Below are 19,701 nucleotides of genomic sequence, written 5' to 3'. Positions count from 1 at the left end.
CGTGACGGCCGGGGCGGGCGGCGGGTTACCGCCGGGGTACCGGCGCGGGGCGAGGTTCCGGCAGGGAACCGCCGGACGAGGTGGACACCGCCGCGTCGTACGCGAAGCGCGTCACCGACTCGCCGGTGCGCCGTTCCACCACCCGGCCGAGCAGGTCGTACGCGTAGTGCGTGACCTCGTCGGCCGCGTCGGTGTGCTCGACGAGCTGCCCGGCGGCGTCGTAGACGTACCGCTGGGTGCGGCCGTCGAAGTCGGTCTCGGACACCATCCGGCCGTTCGGGTCGTACGTGTAGCTCCACGTCGCGTCCGCCGGGTTGGTGACCCGGACCAGCCGCAGCTCGGTGTCGTACGCGTACTCGGTGCGGTTGCCCTCGTCGTCGATCTCGGCAGTGACCAGGTCGAACGCGCCGTACTCGCGGATCGTCCGGCGGCCGGTGGCGTCGACCCACTCGACCAGGTTGCCCTCGCCGTCGTAGAGGAACTCCTCGACCGAGCCGTCCGGGTTCTCCCGCCAGGCCAGGTCACCCTCCAGCGTCCAGCCGAACTCGGTGAGACCGGTGTCGTCCTGGATGCTGAACAGGCGGCCGAGCGCGTCGTAGACGTACTCCGTCTCGCCCTGACCGGTGCGCACCGCGGTGATCTGCCGGGCCGTGTCGTGCACGACGGCGGTCGGACCGACGTGGGTGGTCGTGCCCCGCCCGTCGGCGGCCGGCTGCTCGTACCGGACCACCTCACCGGAGGCGTCCACCTCGGCGATCAGCAGGCCGTCCGGGCCGAACTGGCGGTTGCGGGTGCTGCCGTCGAAGTCGGTCCAGGACACCGCGCGACCGAGTTCGTCGTACGTGGTGACGGACCGGCTGCCGTCCGGCCGGACGACAGCGACCAGCCGCCCGAGCGCGTCGTACTCGCTCGTGGTGGTGCGGCCCAGCGGGTCGGTCGTGGACCGCAGGCGGTACGCCTCGTCCCAGACGTTGCGCGTGGTCGCGCCGAGCGCGTCGGTCTCCGCGACCACCTGGAAGCGGTCGTTGAGCTCGTAGACGCGCGCCGCGCCGAGCGAGTCGGTCACCACCGTGCGGCCCGGCCGGTAGTCGAACCGGTAGCGCAGGTAGCCGCCCCTGCCGTCGGTGGCCACGCACCGCCCGGCCTCGTCGTAGGTGTACGTGTACCACTCGCCGTTGCGGTCCTCCCAGCGCACCAGCCGCCCGTCGGCGTACGTGAAGCGCTCGGGGTCGCCCGAGGAGTTCGTCACCTCGATCAGGTTGAGGTCGCCGTCGTAGCCGAACTGCGACGCCGCCATCAGGTCACCGGCCGCGTTGGGCAGGGAGACCATCGTGACCAGCCCGGCGGACGAGGTGAGCGCGATGGTGGCGCCGGTGGACGACAGCAGGTGCGTCGGCGTACCCCGGCGGTCGCGGTGGATCGTCCAGCGGACGCCGCCGTCGGTGACGTCGGTGAGCAGCGACTCGGTGTCCGACGCCGCGGCGAACAGCAGGCTGCGGCCGGACGTCGGATCGGTCAGCAGCCAGCCACCGCCGACCAGCCGGCGCAGCGGCAGCGTCCGGCCGGTCTCCGGCTGCGCCACTTCGCCCTCGGCGGGCAGCGGGTAGGTGAGCAGCGAGCCGTCGGCGGCCAGGTAGCGGACCTGCTCGCCGTCGACGATGATCCGCTGGTCCAGGGTGGAGGCCCAGGCCCGGCCGAACGACCGGCCCCACCGGTAGTCGGAGCGGTACGTCCGCTCCAGCGTGAGCCCCGGCATGACCGCGTCCGTGTGGGTGAGGATCATCCGGCCGGTGGTGACGTCGATCGGGTCGCCCACCGTCGGCGTCTGCGCGGTGGTCTTCGCCACCGCCTCCGGCGCCACACCGGCGAACGTCTCGCTGGTCGGCGAGAAGTCCGCCATGTCCACGTCGCTGTCGGCGTCGCGGACGGAGGTCATGTCGACGTCGGAGTCGCCGTCGCGGACGGAGGCCATGTCCGTGTCGGAGTCGGTGTCCCGGACCGAGGCCATGTCGACGTCGCTGCCGGGTGCCGGGTCGCTGGTCCGGATGACGACGACCGAGCCGTCGGGGGAGATCGCCGGGAGCGTGGCGAGCCCGGGGACCTGGGCGTCCTCGAAGGTGACCCGGCCCTGCCCGTCCTTCGACACGTTGATGACGTGCCCGACGCTCCCCGGACCACCGGGCCGCAGGCCGACGATCGCGGTGGTGCCGTTCGGCATGGCGCCGAGGGCCTCCATCAGGCCGCGGATGCTGCCGACCTCGTCCACCCCGCGGCCCGGGTACCGCTTCATGACCTCGCCGATCCCCATCGGCTGGGTCTGCGCCGGCACCTGGGTGACCGCGCCGGTCTGCCGGTACGCGTCGACGGCCAGGGTGAGCGGCACACAGTCGACGTTGGCGGCGACGCTGCCGGCGTCCCGGTTGTCGTTGATCCGGCGCAGGTGGTCGCGGTCGACGGCGTCGAGCATGCCGAGGTCCGCGTCCGTGGCGGCGGTGGCACCGTGCAGGTTGGCGGCCAGCACCCGCAGCGTCGACCCGTCGGTCAACGTGTACTCGTACGACAGCTGGTCCCGGAACGAGTCGAGGATCCGGGCCTGCGCGGCCGGGTCGCCCTGCGCCGCCGTCAACTGGTCGGCGAGCGGGGTACGGAACGGGTCGGTGACCGGCGCGGCGGCGCCCCGGACGTCGGTGGTGCCGGTCTGCGGGCCCTGGAAGCCGTACCGGGGATCGCCGTGGCGTCCGCGACGGCTGCTGCCGCCCCGGCGCTCCGGGCTGCGTGACCTATCGCTGCGCGGCGCGACTGTCACGATCCGGGCGTTCGACGAACTCGCCGCCGGGGCCGGCGCGCCGGTGAACTCGGTCTCGGTGTAGTACGGGGCGGTGTCGGTGATCGCGTTGGGCCGCTGGCGCGGCATGATGCTCGCCACCGGAGGCCGGCTCTCGCGGGGCACGAACTCGTCGCCGGCGTATCCCGGCGCGGCCGGGGGGAACCACGACGGGATGTCGCGCCATCGGTCGGCGGCGTCCCGCCCGCGCTCGGCGTGCGCGATGTAGTCCAGCGCGATGGGCAGCGAGTTGACTTCCGACTCGTAGCCGCGGGCGTTCTCCGCGAAGCTCACGATCCGGGCGAAGTCCCGCCCGGCCTCGGACTCGATCTGGTCGAGCCTGATCTGGCCGCGCAGGTACCTGGCGATCTGGCTCGCGGTCCGCTTGCCGCCGCCGCGCTCCTCGGCGATCCGGTTGCCGAGGCCGATGTGCGTCCGCGTCACGCCCCGGCGCGTGGTCGTGGTGGTGTTGTAGTAGTTGAGCGCGCCGACAAGCGGCTCGTTCTGGTGACCGATCGCGTCCGACCGGACACCCGTGTAGGGCCGCGTGCCGATGTGCGGGAACACCGCTTCGCGGATCTCCTGGTAGCTCCGGGACGCGGCGGAGTTCGGATCCTGGAGGTCGGCCCGCGACGCCGGCGCGACGTCGTTGAACCACTGGCGGGCGTGATATCCGACGGCGCCGGCCGGGGTGGTGACCGGCGGCGGCGACGGCGTGTCGCGCATCCGGGTCTCGTACCGCAGCACCCGTCCGTGCTCGTCCAGGATGGCGACCTGCACCTGGAACGGCATGCCGTAGAGCGCGCTCGGTGGTGGCGGTGCCGCGTTCGCAGGCAGGCTGCTGGGTGTCTGGTCGGACGGCGCGGCGAGCGCCGGTTCCACAGCGGCCAACGGGTGCGGCGTCGCGGGGGCGGGCGTGCAACTGGTCAGGCCCAGCGGGTCGGCCACGGTCAGCGGGTCGCTCACGTACGCGGTCGGGTTCGGCCCGCCGGACAGGCCGAGCGGGTCCGGGCTGACGTACCGGCCGGTGGCCGGGTCGTAGTAGCGGAACCGGTTGTAGTGCAGGCCGGTCTCGGCGTCGACGTACTGGCCGGGGAAGGCAAGCGGCGTCGCGGTCCGGTCCGCGCCGCGTCCCCACAGGTCGCCCCGCGACCACCAGCGCAGCCCGCCGCCCGGCTCGACCAGGTGGGTCGGGGTGCCGATGCGGTCGGTGACCACCGCGCGGAGGGTGCCGTCGTCCGTCTGCGCGACCGGTACCGGCGCGTCCGGACGGTAGTCCCACGTGGTCGTGGTGGTGGCGCCGGTGGCGTCGCGGTGCGTCTGCTCCAGCATCAGGTCGCCGGACCAGGCGAAGGACACCTCCTCCAGCACCCGGTCGTCGTCGCCGAGGCGCTGCTTGGCGATGCGCCGGCCGAAACCGTCGTAGCGGTAGCGCCAGCGGTCGCCGCCGGGGGTGACGGCCAGGACCATGCGGTCCTCGGCGTCCCACTCGAAGCGCCACGCGCCCGCGTCGTCGACCCGGCCGGTGAGGCGGCCCTTCGCGTCGTAGGAGAACGTCGCGTCGTCGGAGCGCACGAGCATGGTGCCGGTGAACTCCCAGCGCCCGCCGCCGGCGCCGACCAGGTTGCCGGCCTCGTCGTAGTCGTACCGCTGCGGGACGTCCCCGTCGACGGCCCGGATGCGGCCGGTGTCGTCGGGGGTGAACGCCAGGTCGCCGGCGAGCGAGTCGGCGATCGCGGTGACCCGGTCGGCGGCGTCGTAGGTGTAGCGGCGCTCGGCGCCGTTCGCGATGTGCTGACCGGTGAGCCGGCCGGCCGCGTCGAAGGTCTGCCGCAGCGCGACCAGGCCGCCGATGGTCCGGCCGATCTCGCGGCCGGCGTCGTCGTGGGTGAAGCCGAGCAGGTGCTCCCCGGCGGTCAGGCTCTCCGGGCGGCCGGCGGCGTCGAACGTCCACCGGCTCGACCGGCCCGACGGCGTGGTGCGCGCCGCGACCGCGCCGGAGTCGGTGTACGAGGTGTGCACCGTCCGGCCGTTGATCGTCTCGGACAGCACCCGGCCCTCGGCGTCGCGGGTGAACCGCACCTGCGCGTCCGGGCTGAGCACGGCGGCCACGTGACCGTCGGCGTCGTACTCGACGCGGGTGACGGCGTCGCCGGCCCGGCGTTCGACGACCCGGCCCAGCGCGTCCCAGCGGTAGCGGGTGACGGTGCCGGCGGCGTCCGTGTGCGCGACCAGCCGGCCCGCCTCGTCGTGCTCGTAGCGCTGGGTTCGGCCGTCGAAGTCGGTCTGCCCGCACAGCTGGCCGGCCGCGTCGTACTCGTACCGCCACGTCCGACCGGCCGGATTCCGCACCGATGTCAGCCGTAGTTCCGTGTCGTACGTGAACTCGGTGCGGTTCCCCGCCTGATCCACCCGTGCCGTGGGCAGATCGAAGGGGCCGTACTCGAAGCTCACCGCCCTTCCTGATGCGTCGATGACGTCCACCAGATTCCCTTCACCGTCGTAGAACCACCGTTGCGTGGAGCCGTCCGGGCGGACCCGCCACGCGAGATCCCCCTCGGCGGTCCAGCCGTACGTCGTGACCGCGCCGTCCGGGTCCCGGGTCGCCCGGACCCGTCCGAGCGCGTCGAACTCGATGTCGTCCGCGTGCGCGGGCGGGCGCGGCGGGACCGGGTGGGTCGAGCCGTCCGGGAGCGTGAGCGTGCGCGCGTCGTGGTCTAGCCGGGTGACGCGACCGAGCGGGTCCGTGCGCGACAGCAGCCGGTGCGCCGCGTCCCACTCCTGCCGGACCGTGGCGCCCAGCGGGTCGACGATCGCGGTGACCAGCCGGCGCTCGTCGAACTCGTACCGGGTCACCCGGCCCAGCGAGTTCGTCACGTGCGTGACGCCGTCGCCGTAGCGCAGCGAGTAGCGCAGGACGTCACCGCCGCCGCCGGCCCGGACGCAGCGGCCCGCCTCGTCGTAGTGGTATCCGAACCACTCGCCGTTGCGGTCCTGCCAGCGCACGAGCCGGCCCGCCTCGTCGTAGCGCAGCCGCGTCTCGTGACCGGAGGAGTTGCGGACCTCGACCAGGCGCCGCCGCTCGTCGTACCCGAAGGCGGGGAGGTGGACCGTGTCGCCCGCGGCGCGGACGTGCGCGCCGACGACCAGGCCGCCGGCCAGGTGCGGCACCACCACGAGGCCGGACGCGGAGAGCAGCAGTTCGGGCGTGCCGTCGCCGGAGCGTTCGATCCGCCACCCGGTGCGGTCGGTCACCACGTCGGTGAGCCAGGAGTCGCCGTGCGCGTCGGCGGGCGCGAACAGCAGCGACCGGCCCGGCTCGGTGAGCAGCCAGCCGCCGCCGGCCAGCCGGCGCAGCGGCCCGCCCGGTCCGGCGACCGGCAGCGCCTCGTCGCCCTCGGCCGGTATCGGGTACGTGTGGATCGAGCCGTCGGCGGCCAGGAACCGCGCGTACGTGTCGTCGGTGACGACGCGCTGGTCCAGCGTGGACGCCCAGGTCGGGCCGAAGCAGCGGCCCCAGAGGTAGTCGGAGCGGTGGGTCCGTTCCAGGGTGAGCCCCGGCAGGCGGGCGTCGACCTCGGTGTAGAGGACCCGGCCGGTGGTGACGTCGACCGGATCGCCGACCACGGGGGCCTGCGCGGTGGGCGTCGCCACCTCGGCGGCGCGCACGTCCACCGGCGGGGCCGGGGCCGGTGGTGGCGGGGCCACCTCGGCCTCGTGCGCACGGTAGGCGTCCCACCAGGCGTTCTCGGCGTCCGTCAGGGCCAGCTCGGCAGCGGCGACGGCATCCGGGTCCGCGTCGGCCCGGGAGGTCAGCCCGTCCAGGCGGGCCGCCGCGGCGGACAGCTTCTTCGCCGCGTCGGCGACGGCGAGCGCCGACGTACGCAGACCCGGAGGGAGATCCCGGCCGGTGACGTCCCGGGCCGCCGCCTCGTCCAGCCGGACCACGAAGCCGCCGGGCACTCTGACCTCCGTGCCGGCCCGGTGCCTGCCGGCCGCGTCGCGGGAACGCGCGACGAAACGGAACTCGACGTCGTACTCGACAGCCGCGGTGAGCTTGTCGTCCGGGTCGGCGCGCCGGGCCGGCTTGCCGGTCGCGCTGACCGAGACCTTGCCCTCGTCCTTCACCTGGGCGCCCGGGTCGGTCCGGTAGAGCTGCTGCTCGACCAGCGTGGCCGCGTTGACGGCGGCGAACTCCTGCCGCTCGCCCACAGCGCTCGCACCGCCCGGATGGCCGACCCCGCCGACGACGAGCGGCCCGGCCGTCTTCAGCGCGAACGAACGGCCCGCGGTCTGCTCGTACTCGGTGTCCGCGGCGCGTTTCGCCGAGCCGCCGATCTTCACCGTGGCGTCCGCGCGCAGGAGCTTCGGGCGGGCCACCAGGCGGGCGTCGAGGAACAGGTCGCGGCCCGGTCCGGCCGGCATCGGCAGCGGGTACGCGCCGTTCAGCATCGCCGGCAGCGCCTTGATCCGGCTCACCGTCAGCGTGTCGCGCAGGGCCGCGTCGACGTCCCGGCCGGGTGCGGCGCCGGAGGCGACGAGCGCCTGCCGCGCCGCGTCGTGCAGGTCGGACAGGTCGACGAGGACGTCCTCGACGGCGTACCGGCCCGGCTCGGGCAGCCGGTCGAACCCGGCCTCCTCGCGCCACCGCCGCCGGCCCTCGTCGGTGGTCTGCCCGGCAGCGACCGGTGTGACCGGGCCCGACGTGGCCAGCTCCCGGCCCTCGGTCGCCGAGTACGTGGTGACGTCGTGGACCGCGTGGACCGACACGCCGCCCTCGGGCAGCCCGCGCCCGGTGACAGTGACGGTGAGGCGGACCGGCCCGCGGTACGTGGGCACCGGGCCGGAGACGGTCAGCGACTGCTCGTACGTGCGGGCGGTGCGCTCGATCGCCTTGGTGGCCCGGTTGCCGACGGCGGCGGTGCCGGTCAGGCCGGCGGCGACGGTGCCGGAGGCCGGGCCGTGCCCGGTGGTGCGGGTGGCGTCGTCCTGGACCCGGTCGGTCTCGGTGCCCTGTGCCCGCCCCGTCAGCGTGACCTGCGCCGCCGTCTGCGAGGTGGTACGGGTATGCGCCTCGCCGACCACCGTGCGGTCGGTGACGGACAGCTCGTCGACCAGGTCGATGCCGGTGAAGCTCGGCTCGCCGACCGGCTCGGCGGTGAGCGTGACGTGGTACGTGGCACCCCGGAACCGCCGCTCCAGCCGTACCGTCCCGCTCCGGCCGCCGTTCAGGGCGTCGGCCAGGTGCAGGTGGGCGGCGCCGAGGAAGCCGGTGCTGCCGAGCCCTCGGATCGGGTCGTCCGGGCCGCGGTCCCGGGTGGGCGGCAGGATCGCCCGGGCGAGTTCCTCGCTCGACGCGCGGGCCAGGGCACGCCGCAGGTGCGGGATACGGCCGGTGAGGTCGACGTGGGTGGTGACGCCGCCGATGCCGAGGGACCGTGCCGGTCCGGGCCGGAACTCCGGTTGTGCCGCGTGGGCCGGTGCGCCGGGTTCGGCGGCGTCCTCGTTCTGCCGCTGCTGCGCCTCGCGCACCAGGTCGCGTTCCCGCTGCTGGTGCTCGGCCTGCTCGGCGCGCTCCTGATCCTGCTTCGCCAGCAGCGCGGCCATGTCCGCGTCGTGCTGCGCGGCCAGCTCGTCGCGTTCGTGCTGGTGGGCGGGGCCGGCGTCCGGGCTGACGTGCTGCCGCCGCAGCAGGCTCGCCAGTTCCGTGGCCTGTTCGCTCCTGAGCCGGGCGACCTGCTCGCGCTGGCCGGCGCGGAGCGTCTCGGTGTTCTCGGCGTGCCGCAGGTGCAGCCGCACGTCGGCGGTGCCGTGCCGGCGGGCACGGTCGCGGTCCTGGAGTCGCTTCAGCTCCGCCGGGGTCATCCGCATGACGACCGCGCCGGGCAGGGTGAGCCGCCGGCCGGCCCGCCGGGCCGGTGTGCCGGGCCAGCGGCCCAGCGGACGCAGGTTGCTGTCGTGGCGGGCTTCGGCGACCACCTCGGCCTCGACGTCCACCCGTACCAGCAGCTCACGTTCGGCCCGGCCGCCGCCGAGGCGCAGCTTGGAGACCCCGGAGGCGCTGCGCTCGCTGATCCGGCCCCACGCCCGCCGCCACGGCGTGACGGACAGGATGACCGCGCCGCCGGACCGGCCGGTGCTGCCGCCGTGGTCGGCGACCGGCCCGCTGCCCGACGCGACGCCGGTCGCGGAGACGCTCAGTTCGACCGCGCGCGCGTGAGTGGTCTTGCGGGCGGTGCCGCTGGCAAAGGTCCGCTTGACGCGGGCGAACTCGGCGCCGTCGAGCACCGTCGGGTTGGTCGGGCGCAGCCGTACCCGCACGTCGGCGCGGGCGTCGGCGGCCCGGCGGCCGTGCCACAGGTTGCTCAGCGCCAGCGGGCGGCTGAACAGCTCGGCGTCACCGGTGAGGCGCTCGGGTGACAGCTCGTCGGCGATCACCGTGGAGATCAGGCCGTCCTCGGCGACGTAGATGTCGTCCCGGGCGGCCTCGCGCAGCGTCTCGGCCACTGCCTCCTGCAACCGGTCGGCGCCGACGAACGACTCCACCCGGCGTCCGTCGAGGTCGTGCGGCCCGCCGGTCATCCGGCTCAGCGGCGGCGGGTACGCCATGCTCTCCACGTCGCGGGGGACCGGGCTGGGCTCGGCGTCCGGGCGCTGCCGGGACACGCGCGTCTCCGGCACGAGCATGCGCACGTCGAGGCGGTCCGTCCGGGGCCGGGTCTCGGACGCGGCGACGACGGCGGGCACCCCCCGGCCGTACGCCCCGAACGACAGCTGCCGTCCCGCCTGGTTGACCCGCACCGTGGACCGGGTGCTGACGGTGAGATCGAGGGTGGCGGCGAACTCGCGCAGCCGTACCTCAGCCGGTTTGCCCTCGTCGTCGAGCGCCGGTCCGTGGTCGCTCTCGGTGGACTGCCCGCCGGTGACGGCGCTCTCGTCGGTGGTGCCCCAGCTGAACGCGGCGCGCGGGCCGCCGAGCAGCGTCGACGCGGCCTGACCGAGCGGGCCCAGGACGCGGGGTTCCAGGCTCAGCTCGACCGACCGGCTGTCGTCGCGGGCGCTGGTCACCGTCGACCTGGCGGTGCGCTTGTCGGCGGTGCCGATCTTGTCGTGGCCGAGCAGGTCGCCGTCGGACACGTCGCGGAGGCTGCCCTGGACGGTCACCACTGTGACGTGGTCGTGGAACGTGCCGGTGCGGATCAGCGGGATCTTCAGCCCGGGGCCGACGATCCGGTCCGCCAGGTGGCGCAACTGGTCTGGGGAGAGCTGGGTCCGCAGGTCCGTGCCCCGGTTCAGCGCGGCCTGGATCTCGGGGGTCAGCCCGTCGGCGAGCTGCGCGTCGCCGAAGTGCCGCAGCATCTCGTCGCGGGTGGCCAGGCGGAACCGGTCGTGGCCGGGCACCGACCGAACCGCGTCGGCGACCGTCTCGTACAGGCCCCGGTCGCCGACCCGGGTCAGGTACGCGCCGCCGAACGACTCGCCCCGCTCGATGCGTGCCGGTGCGAAGTGGGTCCGGTCGGCGCCGTGCCGTCCGCGCCACTCCCGGCCGTCGGGGTCGAGGGCGGTGCCGGGCAGCCGGTCGCCGGTGGTCCACTGGAGCGCGTCGACGGAACCGGACAGCATCCGCGGCGCGCGGCCCAGGACGCGCACCTGGACGCCGTACTCGACCCGGTAGCGGACGCCCGGCGCGGTGCCGGTCACCGTCTGCTTGCCGCCGGTCCGCTCGGCGATCGTCCGGGTGGCGCCACGCTCCCGGCCGCCGCCGATCCGCGGCCCGACGATCAAGCCCAGCGGCGCGGTGTCCACACCCGCGCCGACGAGGCCCCACAGGCCGAACGGCCGCTTGGTGGCGGCGGCGCTGGTGCTCTCGGCGCCGAGCGCGGACGTGTCGACGTGCGTGAGCCCGTCGACCCGCTCCACCTCCTCGACGCGCCGGGCGACCAGGCGGACCTCGACCTGCCGGGCGCGGCCCGGGAAGAACCGCCGCCAGCCGCGGCGCGCGGCGCGCGGCAGCGAACCCGACCGCACCCAGCCGTCGTGGACGTTCGCCGGATCGGTGACCACCATCGTGGGCAGGCTGCCGGAGAACGCCGCGTCGCTGAGCAGCTTCTGCATCACCGGGCGGCCGGGTGCGCCGATCCGCACGAGGTCGGCCATGCCGTCCTCGGCGAGGATCGCCTCCACCTGGTCGAAGAACGTGGCGCCGGGATCGGCCGACCGGCTCCGGACGCTCTCCACCCCGAACCGGCCCGGCACCGGCGCGTCGAGCGCACGGTCCGCGGCGGCCGGCGCTGTCGCGTCCGCCGTCCGCAACCCCGTGTGTACGGCGAGAGCGACGGTGCCCGACGTCTCGACCGGGTCGACGGCGGGACGGCCGGGCCGCACGAGCCTGGCGACGAACCGGATCGGCACCGTCACCTCGGTCAGCCCGGTGACCTTGACCGTGGTGGTGGACGTGTAGGTGTCCTTGCGGTCGGCGGAGTGCTCGGTGACCGGTGCCGTCGGCACCGAGCCGCCGACGCCGACGACGACACCGGGCATCGCGGTGACTGTCACCTTCGGCTCGACCCGCCGGTCCCGGTTGTGGCGCAGCTTGTGGGTGAGGTTCTCCCGGTTCTTGGCGGTGACCTTGCGCGGGTCGTCGTGGGCCCGGTCCACTGTGAGCGCGTCCCAGTCGAGGACGGCGGTGACCCGCAGCTCCGCCGGGCGCCCGTCGATCGTCACCGGGTACGGGCGGCCCTCGCCGAGGAACTGGTCCACGTCGTCGCGGCTGTCCGCCTCCACGGTGGCGACCACGTCGTCGGACAGGCCGGGGTCGAGGGTCCGCAGCGCCGCGCCGAGCGTCGCGTTCTCGGTGGCGCGCAACTGTTCGGCGAGGCCGAGGGTGCGGCTGTCCCGCAGATACGACGGCAGGCCCCGGCGTACCGCGTCGGGCGACGGCAGCGGCGCAGTGGTCCCGGTGGCCGACGACGTGCCGGTCCCGCCCTCTGTGGTCTCCCGGGCGGCGGTCTCCTCCGCGGTGGTCTCTCGTGCGCTGTCCCTCTCGGCGCTGGTGCCCTCCGCGGTGGTGGTCTCGGCCGCGGTGCTGTCCTCGTCGGCCGACCGGGTGGCCGGGGTGTCGGTCGGCGGGTTCGCCGGGTCGTCGGGCGTGCCGGGGCCGTCGTCGCTGTCGTGGACGCCGCTGCTCTCATCGCCGTCGCGGACGCCGTCGCCGTCGTGCTCGCCGAGGCCGGCGAAGCCGCCGAAGTCGTCGTCGCCGAACAGGTCGAAGCCGCCGGAGTCGCTGCCGTCGTCGGAGTCGTTGTCGTCGTCGGTATCGCTCGTCGAGGTCGTCGACGCCGGCACGTGGGGCGCGTAGGTGACGTGGCCCGCCGGGTCGATCGTGCGGACCAGTTCCAGCCGGCCCCGCGGCTTGGCGCCGACCACCGGGTGGTCGCGCGGCGGCCCGCCCTGGTCGTCGTACACGATCAGGTGCACCTGGGTGCCGCGGGCGGCGGCGAACTCGACCACGTCGTGCGCGTTGGCGATGCGCTGCCGCTCGGCGTCGTCGATCGGCGTGTCGCGGCGTTGCGGTCCGGGGTCGGGGGCGAGCACGGCCCGGACGAAATGGCCGTTGTCGTACGGGTTGCGCTGCCGCATCGCCGCGGCCTCGTCGAGGCTCATCGTGTCCCGGCCGGCGTGCAGTGTGCTCGTCCGCAGGGCGTCCGCGTCGCTCCCGGGCAGGCCGCCGGCGATCGCGTCGTAGAGGGACCCCGGTTGCCGGCCGAGCCCGCCACGGTCGGCGACGGCGGTGGCGGCGGCGAACTCCTGCTGGATGGTTCCGGGGTCGTTCGACGTCGCGACGAGGTGCGCGGCGACGAGGCGCTGGCTGTTCGGCAGGCCGACGGTCCGGGCCGGCCGCGCCGGGTCCAGGTCGGGATCGACCTCGGGCGGGACGTCCGGCGCCGGGGCGGTGTCCGGCGCCGGCAGCGAGACGGCGGTGACGTACCTGTTGTGCGGTTGTGCGCCGAGCTGCCGCAGCTGCTGCGGCGTGAGCGTCTGCTGCCACGTCCACGACGGGCCGGGCACCAGGTCGGTGGGCGCGGCGAACGGCTTCGGGGCGGCGACGGCGGGCTTGCGCAGTTCGGCCCGGTACTCCTTGAAGCCGGTGCCCTCGGTGTAGAACAGCTGCCGGTTGACGTTCGTCGGCACGGCGTGCGACTGCGGCAGGAAGTTGCCGACGGCGAAGTCGGCCGCGAGCCGGGACAGGTCGGTGGGCGTGGCGGCGCCCACGAAGTCCGTCATGAACGCCAGGTCCCGGTCGGGATGCCTGTTGTTCTGCGACTCGACCTGGACGTCGACGGCGAGGACGTCCGCGGGGAGGCCGGCCGGTGTCGCCGCGCCGTGGGCGACGGCCAGCTCCTCGCCGTACGCCTGGTGCAGGCTCTCGGCCAGCAGGAGGAACTCCGCGCCCGCGTCGCCGAACCGGACCTCGGGCCGGCCCAGGGTGAGCAGGCCGTCGACGAACAGGTTCGGCTCCGGCGAGTACGGCAGCATCGGGTGGACCCTCGCCTGCCGGTCCCGGGAGCGCATGTCCTCGTCCACGGCTGTGGTGAAGTCCCGGACGAACGCGTCCCGGCCCGCCTGCGTGTCGAGCTTGGCGAGGCCGTTGCGCACGGCGGCCAGCTTCTGCTGCTCGGTCGTGCGTTCGCTGCCCGCAGGGAGGTCGTCCATCCTCGCCTGGTGGTCGCGTGCGCGTCGCTCCAGCCGCTCCCGGGTACGCCGGACCAGCTCCGCGGTGTCGCCGACGCGGTAACCGCCGGAGATCATCAAAGGGCGGGCCGGTGGCTCGTCCTGCGGTCCGGCCGACTCCGGGTCGAAACGGGTCCGGCGGTCGATGCGGTCGAACACGTGGGTGCCGTCGGCCGTCGTCCGTGCACCCCTGTCGAAGTCCTGGATCGACACGTACGGGTAGCGCCGGGCGTCGCCGTCGGGGCCGCCCTGGGCGAGTCCCTGGATCGCGGCGACCGTGTCGGGGTCGCGGAGCACCTGGTTGCGGGTGCGGCCGTACGGGAACTTGTCGTTCTTCGTCCCGACCGCGTAGCCGTTGACAGCCACCGGCACGTCGAGGTCCTCGGCGAGCCGGGCGGCCCGGGCGACCGCGTCCCGGAAGGCGAGGTCGGGCACCTCGGCGGTGGTGTTGACGCCGAAGACGAACGCGACTGTGGTGCCCGGGGCGAGCCCTTCGGTGACGGCGCGGACCACCTCGGGGATCTGGTCGACGTCGTCGGCGGGCAGCATCGAGTTGACGACGAACCCGATGGGCGCGCCGTCGTCCTTGAGGTCGGCCGTCTCCTGCCGGTAGTTGCCCGGGCCGACGTCGCGGGTGTGCCGGGTCAGCTCGTCGAACCGCGCGTTGCGGCCGCCGGGCACCCGTACGGGCTGGAAGCGGACCGGCCGCGCGCGGGGCGGCAACCCGCCACGGTCGGGCGAGAGCACGTCGCGCTGCTGACCGGCGATCCGGTGGACGTTGCGCGCCAGCAACAGTGGATCGTTGCCGGGCTGCCGCGTGGTGGTCGCCATCAGCGAGTTGTCGCCCTTGACGAAGGTGCCGTCCAGGGCGCGGTCCGCCACCGAGTACTCGTCGCGCAGACCGAGGAAGTGCCCGATCTCGTGCGCGAGGTCGAGGTCGGAGGAGTGCGTCGACCAGGCGGTCTGGGTGGTCGGTGCCGGGGTGCCGTGCAGCGCCACGACGGCGTGCGCCTCGCCCGGCCGGGTCACGAACTCCACTGTGACGTTGAGCTGATCGGCGCCGATCCGGAAGCCCTGGTTGTAGATCGCGTCGACCGCGTCGCGTACCCGGGTCTCCACGTCCGGCCGGGCATCCGCCGCCGCGTCGTCCCGGGCGTCCAGGAAGACCTTGACCGTGAAGTCCTGCACGTTGCGGTCGCCGAGGTCCAGCACCCGATGGTCGTACGCGATGCGGTTGTCGACCGCGTCGAGGCGCGGGCGGGGCCGGTCGCCCGCCGGAACGGTCAGGCCGGCCTGCTCGTACGAGCGCGCGACCACGTCGGGCACGCGGGTGTCGGGATGGAGCCCGCGGTCGATGACGTCGTACGCGCTGGTGTTCGCGATCCGCCGCGGCGCGGTGTCGTGCTGTTCGGCGCGGGCCTGGGCGATCTCGTCGCGGGTCTTGGGCGTGGGGAACCGGTCCGGCAGGACTCCCGGGACGCGCAGGGTGTTGTCGGCCGGGGGAGCGCCGGGCGCGGCGTCGGTGCGCGGGCGGGCGTCCGGGGCCAGCGGCAGGCCGGTGACCGTGGCGAGGGCCTGGTCGACCTGGTCGGAGCCGGTCTGGCCGAGGGCGTCCCGCCACCCGTCGAAGTACGTGCGGACACCGCCGTCGTCGTCCTGGACGAAGTCCCGCACCGTCGCGGGATCACCGCCGCTGCGCAGGTACTCCGACGCGTTCACGAGCAGGTCGTGGCCGTCCTGGGGGAACGACGCGGGCTCGTGATCCCACGGCCGGGTGTCACCCGCGGACCCGGTCGCGGAGAGCGTGGGCTTGCCCGCCGTGAGCGCTTCCTGCCACGTGTTCGCGCCCTCGGTGACCACGAGCGTGGCGCGGTTCTGGAGCCCGGCCATCTGTTCAGGTGTGACGCGGGGCAGCGCGGCGACGTGGACGCCGGCATTGCTCGTGGTGAGGGCTCGCTTGTCGTTGCCGAGGACCAGGACGACGGTCTTCCGGTCGGGCCGGGCCGCGGCGGCCAGCCGGTCGACGACCTCCTGGTGCGGGGGCGTGTCAGGCGTGTCGCCGTAGTAGACGAGCACCACGTCGGTGGCGTGGTCGTCGACCACTGCCGCGAGGTCGTCGGCTCCGGGAATGCCGGTGGCGGTGATGACGTCCCGGGCGGGCGGCGGATCGGCGGGCGGCGGGCGGCGGTAGGCCGGGACCCCGGTCGAGGCCCGGTCGAGATCCGTGATCGTCCCGTCGGCGCTGCGGACCTGCCGGGGGAACTGGTCCCACAGGAACGGCTGGAGCGTGACGACGTCGTGGTCCCGGCCGCCGGCGGCGTCGCGCAGCGGACCGGCCCACGCCTGCTGGAACCACTCCTGCTTCTGCTCCGCGGTCCACTCCGAGCCGTCGTCGTTCTTCGGTACGTCGACGGCCGGAAGCACGGTCAGCACGTCGCCCTCGGGGAGCAGGCTGGTGGCGAGCTCGTCCATGCGCAGGCTCTGGGTGTTGCCCTGCTCGCGGATCTTCTTCTCCCGGAACTCCTTCTGCCGGTCCACCTGCCACGCCTTGGCCCGTGGCGCGCCGGGCCAGTCCGTCGTCTTCCAGGCCTCCTCCCGCGTGCCCTGCGGCCCCTGCGGTCGCATGACGACGTCCATCCCGCCGCGGTGGCCGGTCCACTCCCGGTGGAACAGGTCGTACGAGCCCGCCGGGGTCTCGAACTCCTGCTGCCGGCCGAGCTGCTCGGCGTAGTAGGGCGTCTTGTTGCCGGGATAGGTCAACACGACCGTGCCTCGGTAGCCGGTGGCGGCCAGCCCGTCGAGCATCGCGACCGTCGCGGCCTGGTGGCCCAGACCGGGCGACCCCTGATCCACGACGTGCACGACGCCGTACTTCTCGTTCAGCCTCTGGCCGACCGGGGTGGGCGAGGGCCTCGGGTCGCGGTGCCGCAGCGTGGCGGGTGAGAGGTCCGTCGGGGTCAGGTCGACGGCCTGGGTCGTGGGACCGGCCGACGGCGGTGGCGCCACGCCGGGTGGTGGCGGCATGCCCGGCGGTGGTGGTGGTGGGAGCATGCCCGTCATGCCGGGCGGTGGTGGCGGTGGTGGCGGCATGCTCGTCATGCCGGGCGGTGGTGGCGGTGGTGGCGGGGCCGGGGCCGGGGCGCGGGACGGAATCTGCGGGTTCGGACGCGGGTCCGGCGTCCGGTCGTGCGACGTCCGCGGGGACGGCAGGTCGCGTACCGGGCCGGCGGTCAGCGCGGCGTCGTGGATCGTCGCCAGATCCTGCGGGGTGAGATAGTCCGTCGGCCCGGTCGAGGTGGCCGCCTGCTGCGACGACGTCGGCAGCGTGTCGACCTCGACACCCATGACCCCCGGCCGGTTCACTGTGGTGAACAGGTGCTCGGGGGCCTGGTGACCCTCCTTGGCGCCGAGGTAGTGCATCACCTCGTGCACCATCACCGGGAGGCGGTCCCCGGTGTTCCACAGGTGCTGGTCGGTGCTCACCCCGGTCTCCGAGGTCACCTCGACCGGCGGGTTGCGGCGTGGATCCGCCTGCCAGTCGCGGGTCATGCCGTCGCGCCACGGCGGCGTGTCGACGACCAGGTCGATGTGCAGCAGCCGGCCGTCGGGCAGCGTGTACCGGCCGTTGACCATCTCGTCGACGGTGCGCTGCACCGCCGCCGCGAAGTCCCGCAACTCCCGGGGGGACATCCGGTCGTTCCTCGAGACCAGATCCAGGTGTACGTCGAACGACCGGTAGTCCCTGCCATCGGCGGTGAACTCCCGGGTGGTGAAGTCGATCGTCGTGATCTCGCCACGCAGCAGGTGCGTGCCGGGGACGACGGTGTCCTTCCAGGGCACGTACCGTTCGGTGCGCAGCCGTTTCGGCTCCGCGCCCGCCTTGGCCTGCCGGAACTGCGGGCTCGGCTCGGCCCGGGTATGTGCGGAAGGGTCCGCGACGGCGAGCGGCGGCGCCTGCACACCTCGCGACCCGTCCGGCGTCGATTCGGCGGTGTCGTCCCGCGCGGCCGTCGGTCCGTCCGGCGTCGGCGCGGTGTCGACGGCTCCCGCGACCGCCTGCTCCAGTGGGGACGGCGTGCCGACACTCGGATCGACGGCCGGGGAGGTGACCACGGCCGGAGCGTCGACCGAGATGCCGTCGACGGGCGCCATCGGTGGTGGGGGTGCGGCGCCGACGACGTCGCGTGCGGGAGCGATCGGCTGGCCGCTGGTGGCCGAACCCGACGACGGCGTACCGGTGGTCGATGTGCTCGTGGTCGACGTGCTCGTAGACGGCATGCCGGTGCCGGCACTCGGTGTGCCGGTGCTCGGTGTGGCCGTGCCCGGCGTGGTGGTTGTCGGTGTGCCTGCGCTCGGCGTGGCGGTGGACGGTGCGGGACCGGCCGGGACGGCCACCGGGTCGGCAGTGGTGGCGGGCGAGGTCACGGGTGCCGGGGTGTCGACACCGGCTGTTCCGTCGCTCGACGTCGGAGTGTCGAACCCGGGGAGCCCGCCGCCGTAGGGCGCGGCGACGTCGGCGCCTGCCGCCGGGATGCCGGTCGCGGGCGTACCGGTGCCGGCGCTCGCCGGGTTGCCGCCCGGCGTACCCGTCGAATCGGCGCGCGGGGCCTCGCCGCCTGCGGCCGGGCCTGGCCCGGTGGCGACACCGCCGACCGCACGTGGGTCGGCGCCGACGCCCGGCCCGGCTGTGCCGGGCCCGCTCGTCGTCTGACCTCCGACGCCGTCGGGGCTCGTGCTGCCGTTGGGTACGCCCGCCTGCGACCCGTCGCGGACCTGACCACCGGCGGTCTGACCATCCGCGGCTGGACCTCCCGCGGTCTGACCTCCTGCGGTTGAACCTCCTGCGGTTGGACCTCCCGCGGTTGGACCTCCCGCGTTCTGAGCGCCAGCGGTTTGACCGCCGGGAGTCTGAGCGCCCGCGGTCTGGCCCCCGGGAGGCTGGCTGCCCGTGGTGGTGTTTCCGGCGCTGCCCTGACCGGTGCCCTGGTTGCCCGGACCTTGGTCCCCAGAGCCCTGATGCGCAGGCCCCTGCCCCCCGGTCTCGCCTGGGCCGGACCCGTGACCGGAACTGCCTCCGGCAGCCGGGCCGCCCGAGGGCTGCGGACCCGGGCCGCCGCCCTGACCGCCGCCCGGGCCGGCGGAGGAGCCGACGGGTGGGGGAACTGGTGGTCCGTCCACGGACGTGGGCGGAGGCGTGGGCGCGGTGGTCGTGAGGTTGTTCGTCTCGATCGTCGGCGGTGGCGCACCGGCACCGGCACCCGGGCCGTAGCTCTGGCCGACCACTGTGGCGTAGTGGTGAGCCATCCCGCCGATCATCGACGAGCTCATGGTGGCCCACGGGTTGAAGCCGCCGCCGCCGACCATCATGGTGAACAGGCCCTCGAACAGCGTCTCGGCGAGCGCCGACAGCCCTTCCCGCGACAGCACGTTGTTGTTGATCTTCGGGAAGAACTTGCCGCCGATCATCTGCACGCCGCTGACGCCGGCCCCGATGAAGGCGCCGCCGGCGAACGCGATCGCCAGGTCCTTGTAGTCGAGGGACTTGCGGTTGCCCTCGATGATCTGCGTGACCTGGGCGGCGGCGCTCTGCCAGAGTTCCTCCAGGCCCTCCTGGAACGCCTCCCAGGCCAGCCGCATCAGCATGTTCCGTAGCCGCTGGCGGAACAGGCTGATCAACGCTCCGACGATCTCCTGACCGATCTTGATCAGTGCCGGCACCGCCGCCGCGCCGAAGCCCGAGGCCAGCGCGATGGCGATCTCGACGACCTGCGTGAAGGCCGCGATGACGATGTTGTACTGGGTGTTCTCCGAGTCCAGCGCGAAGTTGTAGGCCGAGCCGCCCAGCGCCAGCGCGATGTTGCCGCCGGCCGGCACGTTCTTGGTGATCCCGACCTGGTACTGCTGGAACGCGTCCATCGCCGGGCCGGACAGGCTCCCGGCCAGCCCGTAGCCGAGGTTGGCGGTCGCGCCCATCCCGTTGAGGATGGTGCTGCTGAGCGCGTACAGCTCGTCGCCCATGGCCCGCAGGGCGGCGGGGTCGGCCTTCGGATACTCCTCGCCGACGGCGACGAGGATCAGGTCGTACGCCCACTGCCACTGCGGGTCGTTGGGGATGTGGAAGTCGGGCATGTCCTAGCGAGGCGCGG

The 19,701-nt window shown here is 74.2% G+C and carries 1 protein-coding gene; it reads right to left on the bottom strand.

Annotated features, from left to right (window positions below):
• Positions 1 to 25: 25 nt before the first annotated feature.
• The gene (locus tag O7546_RS17800) at positions 26 to 19,684 is read right to left on the bottom strand and encodes a DUF6531 domain-containing protein (RefSeq protein ID WP_281599547.1); all 19,659 of its coding nucleotides are present in this window, start codon (positions 19,682 to 19,684) and stop codon (positions 26 to 28) included.
• Positions 19,685 to 19,701: the final 17 nt, after the last annotated feature.

It is taken from the genome of Micromonospora sp. WMMA1976, assembly GCF_027497335.1.
Lineage (GTDB): Bacteria > Actinomycetota > Actinomycetes > Mycobacteriales > Micromonosporaceae > Micromonospora > Micromonospora aurantiaca.
This window is presented reverse-complemented; position numbering and strand designations above follow the sequence as displayed.